Below are 17,876 nucleotides of genomic sequence, written 5' to 3'. Positions count from 1 at the left end.
TGGGCGGGTTGCTTATTCAGCAGCAATCGTCTTGCCGTCTTTTTCCAGCATTTCGCCCTGTTTGCGTTTGGCAAGAATTTCGCGCGCCTTGGCGTAGCTTTCATCGTGCCAGAAGATCAGGCAGCCGTTGCAACCCCGGCCACAGCAGCCCTTGGTGCCAACGCGCGGGGTGCGGAAGGAGCGTTCCTTCTGGCGATCATCAAGGGCGGTCTGAAGTGCTTCGCGTTTGGCATCATAGCGTTCTTCGTTGCCTTTGCCCAACTCGATCTTGTGGCCTTCCTGATCAAGTTTCAGGCGCTGCCATTCGTCTTCCGACAGGGCCTTTTCCTTGCGCACGATGGTCATCGGCAGGGTTTCACGTTTCAGGAATTCCGGGTCTTCCTGTTCAAACAGGCTGAATGGCAGACGGATGCGCGGATGGGTATTGGCATGCACCGCTTCACCGACCTTGCCGGTTTTGGCATCAATGAATTCATACATGCGGATGAAGATGGTCTGGCGCGTACGCGGCGGGACAATCTCGATCACATCACCGGGCAGCATGCGGTTTTTGACCGACATGATAAAGGCGTCGTCTTCGACTTCCTCGATCATTCCGGCAAATTCCCAATCTGACACATTGGTGTTGCTGTCATAGCCGTGCGCATAATTGGTCAGGCGCCCGTCATGGAAGGCCAGCGTGTAACCCCGGTTCGGGATGGTCGCCAGTTCCTTCATATATTCTTCGGCTGACCAGTTTTCCGGATCCTTGTACCAGTCATCAATCGCCATACGGTACGCACGGGCAACGAGGCCGGCGTAATACGGGCTTTTGCCACGCCCCTCGACCTTGAGGCTGTCGACACCGATCTTCAGATAATCTTCAAGCTTCGGCATGATGCACAGATCGCGCGAGTTCAGGATATAGGAGCCGCGCTCGTCTTCCTGAATTTCCATCAGCTCGCCCGGACGCATGTCTTCTTCAAGGAAGAAATCAAACATTTCGAGGTTTTCCTCGGTCAGTTTGAGTTCCTTGACCGTGCCATCCTTGAGCTTCATGTGGACTTTGTATTTCCAGCGGCACGAGTTTGCGCACGCGCCCTGGTTTGCGCCGCGTTCAGCCATGAAGTTCGACAGCAGGCAACGACCGGAATAGGTCATGCACATGGAGCCATGCACAAAGGCCTCGATCTTGATGTCTTGGCATTTTTCGCGGATTTCGGTGAGTTCCTCGTAGGAAACTTCACGGCCGAGCACCACAAGCTTTGCCCCGATGCTCTGCCAGAATTTTACAGATTGCCAGGAACAAACGTTTGCCTGTGTCGACACATGCAAATCAAGCTCCGGTGCATGTTCACGGACAAACATGAAAACACCCGGATCAGCCACGATCAGGCCATCCGGGCGAACCTTGCGCACGGTATCGACATATTCCGGAAGCTTGTCGATGTCCTTGTTATGCGAAAAAAGGTTCAGTGTGAGGTAAACACGCACACCGTGGCTGTGGGCAAAGTCGATGCCCTCGACCACGTCATCGAGTGACATCTGGCTTTTAACACGCAGCGACAGGTCCGGCGTGCCCATGTAAACGGCGTCCGCGCCATAGAGCACAGCAACTTTCAGCTTTTCGAGCGAGCCTGCGGGCATCAGCAATTCGGAACGGCGCGATTGATTACTCATCACTTGCGGGTCTTTTCTATTTGGTCGTCTGCGGGAAATCTCTCTGGCGCGGCTTCTATCACAGCCTGCTGCCTGTGCCGATTAAAATCGCATATTTCGCAGGCCTTGCATAGCTATGGCCGTGATGAGCTGCCATGCCGGACTTGCAGGGCGCCAACCAAAACACCCCCGCCAGAGGGCAGGGGTGTTTGGAATCGTTTCAAAATTTTGGCTTACTTGACCTTTTTGATCTCGCCGCTTTCGATTTTGGCCCAATATTGCTTGATCTCCCCGCGCACCACCGGCATCAGGAAATAAAGGCCGATAATGTTGGGGATTGCCATGGCAAAGATCATGGAGTCCGAGAAATCAATCACGGGACCGAGGCTCATGGATGCCCCGACGATCACGCACAGGCAGAAGAACAGCTTGAAAATGATCTCCTTGCCTTTGCCTTCACCCACCAGATAGGTCCAGCTTTTAAGACCGTAATAGGACCATGACAGCATGGTCGAAAAGGCAAACAGCACAACAGCCAGTGCAAGGATCAGCGGGAACCACGTAAAGGCCGATGCAAAGGCCGCCGAGGTCAGCTCAACCCCGGTCAGACCAGAATTCAACTCGCCACTGATGGTGATCACAAGAGCGGTCATGGTGCAGATCACCACCGTATCAATGAACGGTTCAAGAAGGGCAACATAGCCCTCTGTGACCGGTTCCTTGGTGCGGACGGCTGCGTGGGCGATGGCGGCTGAGCCAATACCGGCCTCGTTCGAGAAGGCGGCACGTTTGAAGCCCTGTATCAGTGCACCAATCACACCGCCGGCAACACCGGCACCGGTAAAGGCGCCGACAAAGATCTGGGCAAAGGCATCACCAACCATGGTGATGTTTGAGAGGATAATGATCATGCCGGCGGTCACGTAAATCACCGCCATCAGCGGCACGATCTTTTCGGTGACCTTGGCGATCGATTTGATGCCGCCAATGATCACGACGCCAACAATGATTGCCATGATCAGGCCAAACAACCAGCCCGATCCGGCCAAAAAGCTGTTTTCCCCGCCGGTGACATTGACCACCTGCTGGAAGGCCTGATTAGCCTGAAACATATTGCCGCCGCCAACAGCACCGCCAATACAGCAGATCGAAAACAGGATGGCCAGAACCTTGCCAAGGCCCGGTTTGCCTTTTTCAGCCAGGCCCTTCGACAGGTAATACATCGGGCCACCCGAAACGCGCCCGTCGTCATATTCGTTACGGTATTTAACGCCCAGCGTACATTCGGTGAATTTCGATGCCATGCCCAAAAGTCCGGCCAGGATCATCCAGAATGTTGCCCCCGGTCCGCCAATCGAAACAGCGACTGCGACACCGGCAATATTGCCAAGCCCGACCGTGCCCGAAAGGGCGGTGGCAAGGGCCTGAAAGTGGGATACCTCGCCGGCATCCTCGGGATGGGAATAGTCGCCCTTGACCAGCGAAATCGCGTGGCCGAAGCGACGGAACTGAACAAAGCCGAAATAAAGCGTGAAAATAGTGGCGGCAACAACAAGCCAGCCGACAATAAGGGGAAATTCCGTGCCGGCAATCGGCACGGAATAGAACATGGTGCCGGCAATCACATTTGAAATCGGTGCGATCGCCTGATTGATTCTTTCATCAAGGCCGACTTCCTGCGCAAGTGCGATTTGCGGCAGGGTGGCCGACATCATTGCAACGGCGCTGGCCGCTGCTGTCTTTTTCCAGAACATGATGGTTCTCCGGTTTAACTTCGTGATTGCCTTACGGAACGACAGTGACCGGAACAGGCGATGCCTGAACCAGGGTAAGCGGCAAACTGCCCAGCAGCCGTGCCCCCAAAGTCGATCCACCCTTCCTGCCGACAATGATCTGACAGGCGCCTTTGTCTTCGGCGATTTTGCAGATCAATTCGCCGGAATGGCCGTAACGGACTTCCGAAGTTACCGGTATTTTAAGTTTGTTCAGCGCGTCCAACGCGGGCTTGAGGGTTTCCTCCGCCCGCGACAGTTCTTCTGTTCGCCGTTGATGGCGTTCTTCAAGTTCCTGTGTCGACAGGAAGCTGTAGGGGGACCATTCAAGAACGTAAACCAGATGAATTGCACAGCCTTCGGCTGTTGCGCGTTTGCCCGCAAATTCCACGGCGCGCTGTGCGGCATCTGTTCCGTCATAGCCCACAAGAATTGGCTGATCGGTCATGTGCTTCTCCTGATCAGAGACTGAAATGTCGGATAAGACTCTCCCACTTCTTCTCGCAATACAGGTGTCGGCCTGTACCATGCCGTCTTTGTCCCTGACACCAGCACACGACGGTTCCCCCGAATTTCATTTCCAGCGCCAAGTGAAACGACATCGGGGAATGATACATAAAACTGAAACGAATTAGCCAAAAAGTTGATGTATAAAAATAAGATGTTCTGTTTTGGCGTGTCATTTGCCGCCCAAACAAAATAAAACGCGCCGAATTTTTCGGCGCGCGTGGGAATGTTTTGCAAGAACGCTTAAAAAAAAGTGGGTCCGACCGGATCGATCAGGCCTCGGACAAGGCGTCTTCCGGGTCGGGATCAAGCGGGCGGGGGCGACCGCCATCATCGAGCGCGACAAAGGTAAAGATACCTTCGGTCACCTTGTCGGATGTTTCTTCAAACCGCGTCTGGCGCCAGGCCTGGACATGGATGCGAAGGGATGTGCGCCCGACATGGATGATTTCGGTGAAGAACGACACTTCATCGCCGACATGGACCGGGCGCAGGAACGACATGCTGTCGACAAAGACGGTTGCAGTTCGGCCTTTGGCCCGCCTTGCGGCCGCAGTTCCGGCGGCAAGGTCCATTTGCGACATTAACCAGCCGCCAAAGATATCCCCGGTCGGGTTGGTATCAGACGGCATGGCAACGGCACGCACCGACGGTTGACGGTCGGGGAGGGTGTCGGTGGCATCGCTTACAAGGGTCATCGAAGGCTTTCCGAAGTGGGTTTGTCCGATGACGTTACTTTAGTTTGTCTAAATAAAGCCAGCACAAAATGTTGCCAAATCAGGGACATACCGGATGCCCAGTAGCCTGAAATCCGATGTGGGTCTGGTGGTGTCGGGCCCCGGTTTTTCGGCGCGGATGCAGGTGTTTTGCGACCCAATCAAGAATTCGGATTTTTAATCTTGACCAAATGATCAGGATTGGACATGCTGTATCCGTCAGAGAGAGGCATCTGCACGTGTATCAACCGGGGATAACCCCGAAACTATAACCACACGGCAGATCAAATACTGGGAAACAGTTCAGCATTGTCTGAACGGATACGCCAAGAATGTCAGTATGAGAGACCCTGTGTTGGTCGGGCCCGCCCGTCCACGTAACGCCATAATTGCATTCTGATCGCGCGATAGCTGCGATCATTTTTGGCCCGCGGTCGATTGTAATGTCATTCTTGTTTTGTCTCTCGATGACGTCAGGAGAGGACGCCTTTTTGGCAGGGAGACAAACAAATGACCACCTTGCAGGCCAAGCAAGCTTCAAAATCCGGTGCCGTTCATGGCGGTGCTGGTCACAATGACGCAGATGACGGCTTTTCCGATCTGCATCCGGCCTATTCCACGCTTCAGGCCATGGCGGAAAGCAACCGCTGCCTGTATTGCTATGACGCGCCATGCGTGACCGCATGTCCGACATCAATCGATATTCCATCCTTCATTCGCAAAATCAGCACCGGCAACCCGGATGGTGCGGCAAAGACCATTTTGTCGGCCAACATCATGGGCGGCACCTGTGCGCGCGCCTGCCCGACCGAAGTGCTGTGTGAAGAGGCCTGCGTTCGTAACGTCGCCGAAGATACCGCCGTTGAGATCGGCAGCCTGCAACGATACGCGGTTGATCATCTGATGGCGCGCGATCTGCCCCATCCATTCAAACGTGCGCCAAAAACCGGCAAGACCATTGCCGTTGTCGGTGCCGGTCCGGCGGGCCTTTCATGTGCGCACCGTGCGGCGATGCTGGGCCATGACGTTGTCGTGTTCGAAGCCAAGCCGAAACCGGGCGGGCTTAATGAATATGGTCTTGCTGCCTATAAGATGACCAACGATTTCGCCCAGCGCGAAGTTGAATTCCTTCTGGGCATTGGCGGGATTGAAATCGAATATAACAAGGCGCTTGGCAAGGACATCAACCTTGCCGACCTCAAAGCCAAATACGATGCCGTGTTTGTCGGTGTCGGCCTTGGCTCGACCAATGATCTTGGCCTTAAGGGTGAAGATTTCCCGGGCGTTGATGACGCAATCAATTTCATCGAAAAACTGCGCCAGACCGAACCGAAATCCGATATGCCGGTTGGCAACAACGTGATCGTCATTGGCGGTGGCAACACCGCAATCGATGCCGCGGTTCAGGCCAAGCGTCTTGGTGCCGAGGAAGTCACCCTGGTGTATCGTCGCGGTCCTGAAAACATGTCCGCGACCGAGTTCGAACAGGATTTGGCCAAAACCAATGGCGTTGTTGTGCGTTACTGGGCAAAACCGGTTGCGATCAAGGCCAATGGCAAGCTGATGGGCATGGAGTTCGAAAAAACCGAACTTGATGCCAGTGGCAAACTTGTTGGTACTGGCGAAACCTTTGAAGTGCGTGCAGACCAGATTTTGAAGGCCATCGGACAAAAAATCAAAACCGATGACCTTGCCGGCATGGAGATCACCGGTGGCAAGATCGTGGTCGATAAAAACTATCAGACAACCGCCCCGGGCGTGTTCGCCGGTGGGGATTGCATCAAGAGTGGCGAAGACCTGACTGTTCAGTCGGTCGAGGATGGCAAACAGGCCGCCATCGCCATTGATGCATTCCTGAAAACCGCCTGAACCGCTAGCCAAAGGGAGAGAGAAAATGGCTGATCTAAGCTGCAAAATCGCCGGTATTGATTCGCTAAACCCGTTCTGGCTGGCCTCCGCGCCGCCGACGGACAAGAAATACAACGTCGTTCGTGCCTTTGAAGCAGGTTGGGGCGGGGTTGTCTGGAAGACGCTGGGCATTGATCCGCCCGTGGTCAACGTGTCCTCGCGCTATGGCGCGCACCATGACCAGAACCGCCGCCTTCTTGGGATCAACAATATCGAGCTGATTTCCGACCGTCCGCTTGCCACCAACCTTCAGGAAATCCGCGAATGCCGGAAAGAGTATCCTGATCACGTCATCATCGGTTCGATGATGGCCCCGATCGAGGAACGCGCCTGGAAGGACCTGGCCCAGCAGATCGCCGAAAGCGGTGTGCATGGTCTGGAACTTAACCTTGGTTGCCCGCATGGCATGTGCGAACGCGGCATGGGATCGGCCATCGGTCAGGTGCCGGAAATGGTCGAACAGGTCACCCGTTGGGTCAAGGACGCGGTTGATATTCCGGTCTTTACCAAACTGACCCCGAACATCACCAACATCCTGTGGTCGGCCGAAGCCGCACTCAAGGGCGGTGCGGATGCCGTATCGCTGATTAACACCGTTAACTCGATCATTTCGGTTGATATCGACAATATGGTTCCGGAACCTGTTGTGGATGGCAAGGGCACCCATGGCGGCTATTGCGGATCAGCGGTCAAGCCGATTGCACTGAACATGGTGGCTGAAATCGCCCGCACGCCGGAAACCCGCGATCTTGAGATTTCCGGTATTGGTGGCATCACCACCTGGAAAGACGCGGTTGAATTCATGGCGCTGGGATCGAACGCCGTTCAGGTTTGCACGGCTGCGATGATTTATGGCTTCCGCGTGGTTGATGACCTGATTGACGGCATGAGCCAGTGGATGGATGACAAGGGCTACACCAGCGTCGAACAGTTCACCCGTGCTGCCGTTCCGCAAGTTTCCGACTGGAACGAGCTTAACATGAACTTCGACACCAAGGCGGTGATCAACCCGGATAACTGCATCGAGTGCGGTCGTTGCCATATCGCGTGTGAAGATACCTCCCACCAGGCAATCACCATGACCGACAAGCCCGAAGGCGGCCGTCTGTTTGAAGTGGTCGATGAGGAATGTGTTGGCTGTAACCTTTGCTATCACATCTGCCCGGTGCCCGATTGCATCACCATGGAGCCGGTCAAGACCGACAAGCCGCCAATGACCTGGCCGGAACATCCGCTTAATCCCATGCGCGTGGCTGCTGAATAAGCCATCCGCGCAAACGCCACCAAAACCAAAAGGACTGACGAATGACTGTTCAACCCAGTGTACGTAACCTGTCAATTGATGGTGACCGCCTTTGGGATAGCCTGATGGAAATGGCCAAGATCGGCAAAACCGCAAAGGACGGCGTTTGCCGTCTGGCGCTGACCGATCTTGACCGTGAAAGCCGTGATCTGTTCATCGACTGGTGCAAGGCAGAGGGCTGCTCGATCCGGATCGACAAGATGGGCAATATCTTTGCCCGCCGCGAAGGCCGTAACCCGGATCTGCCCCCGGTCGTGATGGGAAGCCACCTTGATAGCCAACCTACGGGCGGCAAGTATGATGGTGTTTATGGTGTTCTTTCGGGGCTGGAAGTGATCCGCACGCTCAATGAAGCCAAATACGAAACCGAAGCGCCGCTTGAAGTCGTTTGCTGGACGAACGAGGAAGGCTCGCGCTTTGCCCCGGCCATGGTGGCATCTGGCGTCTTTGCCAAGGTGTTTGACCTTGAATACGGCCATTCCCGTGCGGATGTTGATGGCAAAACCATGGGCGAGGAGTTGGAGCGTATCGGCTATATGGGGCCGGACGAAGCCACCATTGATGCCCATCCGATGGGGGCCTATTTCGAAGCCCACATCGAACAGGGCCCGATCCTTGAAGATGAAGGCAAGGATATCGGTATTGTCACCGATGCCCAGGGCCAGCGGTGGTATGAAATCAAGTTCACCGGTGTCGAAGCCCATGCGGGTCCGACCCCGATGAAAACCCGTAAGGATGCATTGCTTGGTGCGGCACGCGTGGTTGATCTGGTCAACAAGATCGGCCTGGATCGCTCCCCGCTTGCCTGTGCGACGGTCGGCATGATGCAAATCCATCCGAACTCGCGCAACGTCATCCCGGGCGAGGTGTTCTTTACCGTTGATTTCCGCCATCCCGATGATGCAGTTCTGGCCGATATGGACAAGGCATTGCGTGAAGGTGTGGAAAAGATTGCCAAAGATATCGGCCTTCAGACCGAGCTTGAGCAGATATTTTATTACGCACCGGTGCCGTTCGACAAATCCTGTGTCGATGCGGTGCGCATGGGGGCCGAACTTGGCGGGTTCTCTGCGCGTGAAATCGTTTCGGGTGCGGGGCATGATGCCTGCTATCTGGCACAAGTGTGCCCGACGGCGATGATTTTCATCCCGTGTGTTGATGGCATTTCACATAACGAGATCGAAGAAGTGCATAAACACTGGTCGGATGCCGGTGGTCAGGTTCTGCTGCATGCGGTTCTGGCCAAGGCCGATGAAACCGTGATGCAAAAATAGGGTCCCGCCATTTCACGGTGACCAAACACAAAGCAGGGCGCATATAATGCCCTGCTTTTTTGTTGTGGTGGTAACACGCCGCCGTTAACTCGCCCCTTCGGACACATCAAGAAGATGGTTCTCTGTCCACTGATCAAGCGTTCCGTCTTCGGCAAGCTGTTCGATCAGGATATTCAGGTTTCGGACATGGCCCATGCATGGGCTTTTGCGTGAAAACATGAAATGGACCTTGTTGCTGTCAATCGGTGGTTCGACCAAGATGATCTCGTCGATCAGGTTATCGCGATAGATATTGGTCAGCCCGTCAAAGCGCCCCAGTATCACATAATCGACCCGCCCATTCATCAAGACGTCAAAGATGCGATTGCCGGTGGGGGAGAAGATCATGTTCAGCCGTTGTTCGGCAAAGCGGTCGATATAATCGCCGTAACTGCCACCTTGCGGACGCGCACCGTCATACCCGATCAGATCACTCAGCTCGACAACCGGAAAACGATTGTCGTTGCGTTGAAAGACCATGATGTCGTCATTGGCAAATGGCGCACTGTAAAAGTGGACCTGATCGCGCTCTTGGGTGAAATAGGCCCCGGCAATCACATCCAGTTCGCCATTGGTCAGCATCTGAATGGCGCGTGTCCAGGGAATGTCGAGATTGAGATCAAGCTTCAAATCGTGACGGTTGGCGTAATCTTGCAAAATGTCGATCGCAAGTCCGGTCTGTTGGCCATCATCACGGATATAGGTGATCGGCTCCCAACCGTCTGCGCCGCCAACAGACAACTTCCTGCAATTGCTGGCAGGCGGGGTATTTTGTGTCTGGGCTAAAATTGCGTTTTCGGCAACTGCCGGGAATGTCATCAGGGACGCAGATCCGCCGATCAGGACAGCGGAAATACAGCCACAAACAGCGCGAAGTGATGGTCCGGTGCACACCATTATTGTCTGCAAACATCGTGATTATCAGGAATAACTAAAATTGGTCCCCGGATAATCCGATACAACTATCCAGAAGTGGTGCCATATGGGGGTGAGTGGTCCAGAGGGGTATGGGATACCCTAGCTTCCGTTATCCAAATCAAACACGGTTTGACCAAGATGGTATTCGATGCGTTCTTGCAAAATACCGCGATCGCCAAGCTCTGCAATTAACGCATTGATCTGTTGAATATGACGGCGACAGGGGCTGTTGCGTGAAAACATCAGATGCACGGGGTTACGTGCCACCGGAGGATCAACAGCGATGATCTCGTCCTGAATGCCAAGTTTACGAAGCGTCGCCAGCCCATCATAGCGACCCAGCAGAACATAATCGACATGACCTGCAACAAGCAGGTCAAAGATGCGATCAATTGTTGGAGAGTAAATAACGTCGAGATTCTGGCTTGAATAGCTATCGATCTCGTTTCCAAGGCTGCCACCATGCGGGCGCGCTCCGCGATACCCCCGAAGGTCGCTGATCTGGCGATAGCCAAAGCGCCGATCCACATGCTGGAAAACCATGATATCGTCTTCGTAGAAGGGGTCGCTATAGTGGTAAAGCCGTTGTCGTTCGGTCTTGAAATATGCACCTGCTGTGACGTCGATTTCACCCTGAAACAGCAAATCAAGGGTTCTGGCCCAAGGCATCTCAATATCAACCCTGACATCAAGGTTTTCGCGTTTGGCATATTCCCTGATGATATCGATACCAAGACCAGTTTGGCGCCCGTCCTTTGCAATATAAGAAATCGGCTGCCAACTTGTTGGGCCGCCGATTGTGATGGTTCTGCAATTTGATCTGGATGTGTCAGCGGCAGGTTTGTTGCCATCGGACTGCTGAGCCATGACAGGCGTTGATAGGCCGGTCAACGCGGCAGTTATCGCACATATTGCGCATGTTCTAATGAGCTTGGCGTATAGCAGCTGTGACCGCATTTTTTCCGCCCTTGTCGTTTCCTGATCACTCCCGATTATTTAGATGTGGACGCGGCGCGGTTTATTCAACTTGTCTTAATCAATAACCTTGTCAAAAAGGGGGGGCTATAAGCGCTGGGCAGGGGACCGCCAGCTCAGGTCAGTCCGACACCTTTCAATATGATGCGCACGACATTTTCCTTGGCCTCGGCAAACTGTGCGTCGGTCAGTGGCTTGTCATTGTTGAAAATCTCGATCTGGCGGCCAAAGTCGGCATAGTGCTGGGTGGTGGCAAAGATCATGTACATCAGGGTATAGGGTTCGACATCATCCATCTTGCCCTCGTCAATCCAGCCCCGAATGACTTCCACGCGGCTATCGAGCCAGTTTTTCACCGTGGTCGAGATATATTCCGACGAGAATTTGGCGCCACGGATGATTTCATGTGCCCAAAGCCGCGACCCGTATGGACGCACGCGCGACAAATCCATCTTGGCCTCGATATAGCCACGCAGAATGAAGGCGGGGTCGGCACTGTTATCGAATGTCATTGCCGCTTCGAGCCAGTGGTCGCAGACATCTTCCATGATGCGACGATAAAGCGCCTCTTTGGTGCTGAAATAGTAATGCACATTGGCCTTTGGAACATTGGCGATTTCGGCAATCCGCGCGGTGGTCGCCCCCTTGAACCCGAAATCGGCAAAGACCCGTTCGGCAGCGGCCAGAATCTGTTCTTCGTTTTCCTGTCGGATCGCGGCCTTGTGTGCGCCGTTTACTGCGGGTTTTGTGCTCATTTTTGTGTCCCGTTTCGCGCCGATTTTGAGGGATCTCAATCGTGCTGTCTAAATCGCGTCATTTATCTTGACCGTTTGGTCAGGTTAAAATAACCTCTACTGCAAATATCAAAAAGAAACTTTTTATGCGCGTCGTTCCAAGCCATGGTCAAGAGTCGGTTTTGTCCGAAATATCGAACAGTACCGATGAAAGATAAACACAAAATAGACGCCGTAAATAAAAATCAGGGTCGCCGAAATGGTGTTTGACAGTCGAATATTCGAAACAGTTCTGCGGTGGTATTAAAGCGCTAGTGCGTGGGCATGTCTCATGCTAACGACGTTTGTGTGCCCGCAACAGTTCGGGCCGTCCCGGAAAACGAATGTGCGACATTTTGGTCATTTGGCCAGATACCTTTTCGCGAAAACGGGATGAAGAATATCAGATGCCGGTGCACGGTGGCCCGCCACCGAACCGGTCGAGGGAAGAACTTGAAAAGGTACGGGAGACCTTTTGATGACAGCCACCACGAAAATTAGCCGTCCGAACGATCTTTCGGCGTTCTGGATGCCCTTTACTGCCAACCGTCAGTTCAAGCAGACCCCGCGTATGCTGGTGTCGGCCGATGGCATGTATTACAAAACCGACGATAACCGCGACATCCTTGATGGCACCGCAGGCCTTTGGTGCTGCAACGCCGGTCACAAGCGTCCGAAAATCGTCGAAGCGGTCAAGGCACAGATGGACGAGCTGGATTATGCCCCGGCATTCCAGATGGGCCATCCCAAGGCGTTCGAACTTGCCAGCCGTCTGGCACAGTTGATGCCGGGCAATCTCAACCACGTTTTCTATACCAACTCCGGTTCTGAGTCGGTTGAAACCGCGCTTAAAATCGCACTGGCCTATCATCGTGCACGCGGCGATGGCCAGCGTACCCGCCTGATCGGTCGTGAACGCGGCTATCACGGTGTGAACTTCGGCGGCATTTCCGTCGGTGGTATTTCGGGTAACCGCAAAACATTCGGCCAGATGCTGGGCGGTGTCGACCATATGCGTCACACTTACCTGCCGGACGAAAACGGTGTTACCCGCGGTATGCCCGAACATGGCGCCTACCTTGCCGAAGATTTGGAACGCATTTGCGCGCTGCATGATCCGTCGACCATCGCGGCCGTCATTGTCGAACCGGTTGCAGGTTCCACCGGTGTTCTGATCCCGCCGAAGGGATACCTCGAACGCCTGCGCGAAATTTGCACCAAGCATGGCATCTTGTTGATCTTTGATGAAGTCATCACCGGTTTTGGTCGCCTGGGTGCGCCGTTTGCAGTTGATTACTTTGGTGTTCAGCCGGATCTGGTCACGACCGCCAAGGGCCTTACCAACGGTACCATCCCGATGGGTGCGGTGTTTGCCACCGACGAAATCCATGATGCCTTCATGACCGGCCCGGAAAACATGATCGAGCTGTTCCATGGCTACACCTATTCGGGCAACCCGGTTGCCTGTGCGGCCGCCATGGCAACGCTTGAGACCTATGAAGAAGAAGGTCTGTATTCCAAGGGCAAGGAACTTGGTCAGTATTGGGAAGATGCGGTGCACAGCCTGATCGACCTGCCGCTGGTCAAGGATGTCCGTAACCTTGGCCTGATCGGTGCGATCGAGCTGGAGCCGATTGAAGGCTTCCCGACCAAGCGTGCGTTCAATGCCTTCCTCAAGGCATTTGAGAAGGGCATTCTGATCCGCACCACAGGTGATATCATTGCGCTGTCGCCGCCGCTGATCCTTGAAAAGTCACACATTGATCAGCTGTTCGGCACATTGCGCGAAGTGCTTAAAGAGATCGACTAGGATTACGATTTTCGTTCCCTGCCTGCGCAATCGGGCAGGGGACACCCGGCTTGCAGAACCACCAAAAACAAACGGGTCTGCAACGCCACGGAGGAAACATCTGTTTCGCGATTTTTCTGATCGCGTCCCGTCTGGGAATGGACCCGCATAAAACAAAACAGGGTTCTTGGGGCGCGTTCGGGCATAAGTCCGTCAGACCACAAAAGTGGCAAGGACATAAAAATATCAGATCAAGGAGGTATCTCGGATGTCAAAGCTGAGAGGTGGCCTGATTCAAATGAGCCTTAAGGGTTCAACCGATCAGTCCCCCGAAGAAATCCGCAAGGCCATGATCGACGCACACCTGCCCTATATCGAAGAGGCGGGCAAAAAAGGTGTGCAGGTTCTGTGCTTTCAGGAAGTATTCACCCAGCCCTATTTCTGTCCGAGCCAGGACAAGAAATGGTACGCGGCCGCAGAAAAAATCCCTGATGGCCCGACCACACAGCTGATGTGTGAACTGGCAGCCAAATACAAAATGGTGATCGTTGTTCCGATCTATGAGGAAGACATCACCGGTGTCTATTACAACACCGCTGCCGTGATTGACGCCGACGGTACCTATCTTGGCAAATACCGCAAAACCCACATCCCGCATGTCGCCGGTTTCTGGGAAAAATTCTTCTTCAAGCCCGGCGTTTCGAACTGGCCGGTCTTTGATACCCAGTATTGCAAACTTGGCGTTTATATCTGCTATGACCGGCACTTCCCGGAAGGCTGGCGTGCCTTGGCGCTTAATGGCGCGGAATATATCGTTAACCCGTCGGCGACCGTTGCCGGGGTATCGGAATATATCTGGAAACTCGAACAGCCGGCATCGGCTGTGGCCAATGGCTGTTTCATTGGTGCGATCAACCGGGTTGGCCGTGAACAGCCATGGGATATTGGCGAGTTTTACGGTCAAAGCTATTTCGTCAATCCGCGCGGCGAGATTGAATCCCAAGCGTCACGCGACCAGGACGAATTGCTGGTCCATGACATGGATATGTCGATGGTGCGCGAAATTCGCGACAACTGGCAGTTCTTCCGCGACCGTCGCCCGTCGACCTATACCCGTCTGACCGACGGGAACTGATTTCATGATACCGGCGAGCGGTCAAAGCGCTGCTCGCCGTTTTGCCTTGATCGACAGGTGGGGTATCATTCCCCGTTCCCGGCAACGACCGGGCAAAGGCTTTATGCGTTTGATCAATGTCGACAAGGTTCAGGGCAACGTCCCTGAGGGAGGCTTCCATCGACTGTGCCAAAAGAGACGCTTTTGGTTCTGAGAGAGACATACGATCAGGGGAAACCCCATGACGCTAAAACAAGTCGTCAATAATGTTGCTGAGATGCCCGCATCGAAAAAAGCAGTTGTTGATATCAAGAAACTGTCGCTGACCTTCCAGACGGCAGACGGTCCCGTTTGCGCCCTTTCCGATGTCGATCTGACCATCGAGGAAGGCGATTTTGTTTCCTTTATCGGCCCGTCGGGCTGCGGCAAAACGACACTTTTGCGTGTGATTGCCGACCTTGAACAAGCCACCGGCGGCGAAATTTCGATTAATGGTGTCACGCCGCACGAAGCACGTGAAAAGCGTGCTTATGGCTATGTGTTTCAGGCACCGGCTCTGTTGCCGTGGCGTTCGATCGAACGCAACGTGACCTTGCCGCTCGAAATCATGGAAATCTCCAAGGAAGAGCGCGTCAAGCGCGCCCAGGAGGCCCTGAAACTGGTCGAGCTCAATGGTTTTGAAAAGAAATTCCCATGGCAGCTGTCAGGCGGCATGCAGCAACGTGCGTCAATCGCGCGTGCCCTGTCGTTCGACGCCGACCTGCTGTTGATGGACGAACCCTTTGGTGCGCTTGATGAAATCGTGCGCGATCACTTGAATGAACAGCTGTTGAAACTGTGGGCGCGCACCAACAAGACGGTGGCGTTCGTCACCCACTCCATCCCCGAGGCGGTGTATCTGTCGTCGAAGATTGTCGTGATGTCACCCCGTCCGGGGCGGATTATTGACGTGATCGAAACCGACTTCCCGAAAGACCGCACGCTTGATATCCGCGAAACGCCGGAATTCCTCGAGATTGCGCATCGGGTGCGGGAAGGGCTGCGTGCGGGGCACAGCAATGACGAGTAACACTGCTGCCATGACCGGGTCCGTTCGCGGACCATCGACCTGGACGCGCATGATGTCTGGCCAGACCGGGCCGGTCTGCGTTGTTCTGATCGCCCTTCTTGTTCTTTGGTATGTCGGGGCGGTTTTCATGAACGCGCCGACCCAGATTGACCGTTACAACCGCGCTGACCAGACCTGGACCGCAGGCCAGCTGATTGAGGATACGCTGGCGCAAGATCGCCCGATCCTGCCAGCCCCGCATCAGGTCGCGGTCGAGATGTATCACACGATCTTTGCGATCAAGATCACGTCGAAACGCTCGCTGGTCTATCACAGCTGGGTAACGCTTTCCTCGACCCTTCTGGGTTTCGGAATTGGCACGTTGCTGGGTGTGTTGCTGGCCGTGGGGATTGTCCATGTCATGACGCTTGAAAAAAGCCTGATGCCATGGGTGATTTCATCGCAAACCATTCCGATCCTTGCCATCGCGCCGATGATCATCGTTGTTCTGGGCGCCATCGGGATCAAGGGACTGGTGCCAAAGGCGGTCATTTCGACCTATTTGTGCTTCTTCCCGGTCACGATCAGCATGGTTAAAGGCCTGCGTTCCCCGCAGGTGATCCAGCTTGATCTGATGCGGACCTATAATGCCTCGAAATGGCAGACCTTCTGGCAGCTTCGGTTGCCCTCGGCCATGCCATACCTGTTTGCCAGCCTGAAAGTCGCGATTGCGATCAGTCTGGTCGGTGCCATCGTCGGTGAATTGCCGACCGGTGCGCAGGCGGGGCTTGGCGCGCGTTTGCTGGCGGGCTCCTATTACGGACAGACCATCCAAATCTGGTCGGCCCTTCTGACCGCGGCGTTTGTGGCGGCGATCCTTGTGGTGATTGTCGGCTGGTGTGAACGCAGGGTCCTTGTGCGGATGGGGGTGAAGTCATGACCTGGACGAAATTGGACAAGTTCTGTCTCGTCGCGGCGGTTGCGGCCTTGCTGGCGTTGATCTTCCCGCTTGCGGGGGTGGATAGCGATACCGGCAAACAGGTTGCCTTTGTCGGGGACATTCCCGGTCTTGCCGTTGCCATGGCGCTGTGTGTGATTGCCGGGTCGGCCTTTACCTGGCTTGGTGTCGGATCCGTCACCGCCGGTATGGTCATTCTGGCGATTGCGGTATTTGGCTGCTGGCAGGCGATCAGTGTTCTGTATGATTACGGGGTTGCCGGTTATGCCGGGCCGGGTTTCTGGTTGTTCATCCTGTCGCTTTGGGTGTTTGTCTGGCGCGGGATTGATGTGATTGCCAACTTCCACAGCCTTGATCGCACCAAACAGCATCTGGCGAACTTCGTCGTGCCGGTGGCCTTTGGTGTGTGGCTTCTGTTTGTCTGGGAAGTCGTCGTTTCGGGCTTTGGCGTGCCACAGGTTCTGTTGCCGCCGCCCAGCATGATTGGCGAACGTTTCGTCAATTCCACCGACATTCTGGCCGCCGACTTCCACCAGACCTTTGTGAAGGCGGTTCTAAGCGGCTATGTCATGGGCTGTGGTTCGGCCTTTATCGTGGCGATCGCGGTCGACCGTGTGCCGTTCCTGAAACGTGGTCTTTTGCCACTGGGTAATATGGTATCGGCCCTGCCGATCATTGGTGTCGCACCGATCATGGTGATGTGGTTTGGCTTTGACTGGCAGTCCAAGGCGGCCGTGATCGTGATCATGACCTTCTTCCCGATGCTGGTGAATACCGTGACCGGGTTGAATGCCGCCGGAAAGCTTGAAAAGGACCTGATGGCGACATACGCGTCGGGCTATTGGTCAACGCTGTTTCGTCTGCGTTTGCCGGCCGCCATGCCATTTGTTTTCAACGCACTTAAAATCAATTCCACGCTTGCGCTGATTGGTGCAATCGTCGCCGAATTTTTCGGTACCCCGATTGTTGGTATGGGCTTCCGCATCTCGACCGAGGTGGGGCGGATGAATATCGACATGGTCTGGGCGGAAATCGCATTGGCGGCCCTTGCGGGGACCGCCTTCTACGGGGCTGTGGCTTATATCGAGAGAAAAGCAACGTCATGGCATCCGTCATTCCGGGTACGTCGCCATTAAAGGCATAA

Annotated in this window: 15 protein-coding genes; 8 read left to right on the top strand and 7 right to left on the bottom strand. The window is 54.6% G+C overall.

The genetic code is table 11. From position 1 onward, the window contains the following. Positions 1–12 precede the first annotated feature (12 nt). From FHI25_RS17110 to FHI25_RS17095, 4 genes are all read right to left on the bottom strand, one after another. Positions 13–1,659, bottom strand: coding sequence for a U32 family peptidase C-terminal domain-containing protein (locus FHI25_RS17110; protein ID WP_210519836.1), 1,647 nt, complete (start codon positions 1,657–1,659; stop codon positions 13–15). 212 nt (positions 1,660–1,871) lie between these two features. Further along, positions 1,872–3,392: an alanine/glycine:cation symporter family protein gene (locus FHI25_RS17105; RefSeq protein ID WP_210519834.1), complete on the bottom strand. Its 1,521-nt coding sequence runs from the start codon at positions 3,390–3,392 to the stop codon at positions 1,872–1,874. A gap of 31 nt (positions 3,393–3,423) precedes the next feature. Then, positions 3,424–3,858 carry a universal stress protein gene (locus FHI25_RS17100; protein WP_064788383.1) on the bottom strand — a complete coding sequence of 145 codons (435 nt, stop codon included), beginning with the start codon at positions 3,856–3,858 and terminating at the stop codon, positions 3,424–3,426. Between the two features lie 331 nt (positions 3,859–4,189). Next, a complete protein-coding gene (locus FHI25_RS17095) occupies positions 4,190–4,615 on the bottom strand; it encodes an acyl-CoA thioesterase (RefSeq protein WP_210519832.1) in 426 nt (141 codons plus the stop codon). A gap of 528 nt (positions 4,616–5,143) precedes the next feature. On the opposite strand from FHI25_RS17095, the gene FHI25_RS17090 reads away from it, so the two are divergent. The 3 genes from FHI25_RS17090 to FHI25_RS17080 are packed head-to-tail and all read left to right on the top strand — an operon-like array spanning position 5,144 to position 9,118. Next, positions 5,144–6,502 carry an NAD(P)-dependent oxidoreductase gene (locus tag FHI25_RS17090; protein WP_210519829.1) on the top strand — a complete coding sequence of 453 codons (1,359 nt, stop codon included), beginning with the start codon at positions 5,144–5,146 and terminating at the stop codon, positions 6,500–6,502. Positions 6,503–6,527: 25 nt separating this feature from the next. Next, the gene (gene preA / locus FHI25_RS17085; RefSeq protein WP_210519827.1) at positions 6,528–7,805 is read left to right on the top strand and encodes an NAD-dependent dihydropyrimidine dehydrogenase subunit PreA; all 1,278 of its coding nucleotides are present in this window, start codon (positions 6,528–6,530) and stop codon (positions 7,803–7,805) included. A gap of 41 nt (positions 7,806–7,846) precedes the next feature. Next, a complete protein-coding gene (locus FHI25_RS17080) occupies positions 7,847–9,118 on the top strand; it encodes a Zn-dependent hydrolase (RefSeq protein ID WP_210519825.1) in 1,272 nt (423 codons plus the stop codon). Between the two features lie 84 nt (positions 9,119–9,202). Here FHI25_RS17080 and FHI25_RS17075 read toward each other — a convergent pair whose 3' ends face one another. From FHI25_RS17075 to FHI25_RS17065, 3 genes are all read right to left on the bottom strand, one after another. Then, on the bottom strand, positions 9,203–9,898 hold the full coding sequence (locus tag FHI25_RS17075; RefSeq protein ID WP_246879182.1) for a transporter substrate-binding domain-containing protein: 696 nt from the start codon (positions 9,896–9,898) through the stop codon (positions 9,203–9,205). A gap of 276 nt (positions 9,899–10,174) precedes the next feature. Beyond that, a complete protein-coding gene (locus FHI25_RS17070; RefSeq protein WP_210519820.1) occupies positions 10,175–10,942 on the bottom strand; it encodes a transporter substrate-binding domain-containing protein in 768 nt (255 codons plus the stop codon). Positions 10,943–11,166: 224 nt separating this feature from the next. Next, positions 11,167–11,805, bottom strand: coding sequence for a TetR/AcrR family transcriptional regulator (locus FHI25_RS17065; protein WP_210519818.1), 639 nt, complete (start codon positions 11,803–11,805; stop codon positions 11,167–11,169). A gap of 496 nt (positions 11,806–12,301) precedes the next feature. Here FHI25_RS17065 and FHI25_RS17060 point away from each other — a divergent pair, with 496 nt between their 5' ends. The 5 genes from FHI25_RS17060 (at position 12,302) to FHI25_RS17040 (ending at position 17,868) form a co-directional block, all read left to right on the top strand. After that, positions 12,302–13,633 (top strand): aspartate aminotransferase family protein, encoded by a 1,332-nt coding sequence (locus FHI25_RS17060; protein ID WP_008890128.1) that lies wholly within the window; start codon positions 12,302–12,304, stop codon positions 13,631–13,633. A gap of 247 nt (positions 13,634–13,880) precedes the next feature. After that, a complete protein-coding gene (locus FHI25_RS17055; RefSeq protein ID WP_210519816.1) occupies positions 13,881–14,747 on the top strand; it encodes a nitrilase-related carbon-nitrogen hydrolase in 867 nt (288 codons plus the stop codon). Between the two features lie 256 nt (positions 14,748–15,003). Beyond that, positions 15,004–15,795, top strand: coding sequence for an ABC transporter ATP-binding protein (locus FHI25_RS17050; RefSeq protein ID WP_210520272.1), 792 nt, complete (start codon positions 15,004–15,006; stop codon positions 15,793–15,795). Next, positions 15,785–16,714: an ABC transporter permease gene (locus FHI25_RS17045; protein ID WP_246879181.1), complete on the top strand. Its 930-nt coding sequence runs from the start codon at positions 15,785–15,787 to the stop codon at positions 16,712–16,714. Before FHI25_RS17050 ends, FHI25_RS17045 begins: the two co-directional genes overlap by 11 nt. Further along, the gene (locus tag FHI25_RS17040) at positions 16,711–17,868 is read left to right on the top strand and encodes an ABC transporter permease (RefSeq protein ID WP_210519815.1); all 1,158 of its coding nucleotides are present in this window, start codon (positions 16,711–16,713) and stop codon (positions 17,866–17,868) included. Before FHI25_RS17045 ends, FHI25_RS17040 begins: the two co-directional genes overlap by 4 nt. Positions 17,869–17,876: the final 8 nt, after the last annotated feature.

Origin of the sequence: Thalassospira sp. ER-Se-21-Dark, from assembly GCF_017922435.1 — a bacterium.
Taxonomy (GTDB): Bacteria; Pseudomonadota; Alphaproteobacteria; order Rhodospirillales; family Thalassospiraceae; genus Thalassospira.
This window is presented reverse-complemented; position numbering and strand designations above follow the sequence as displayed.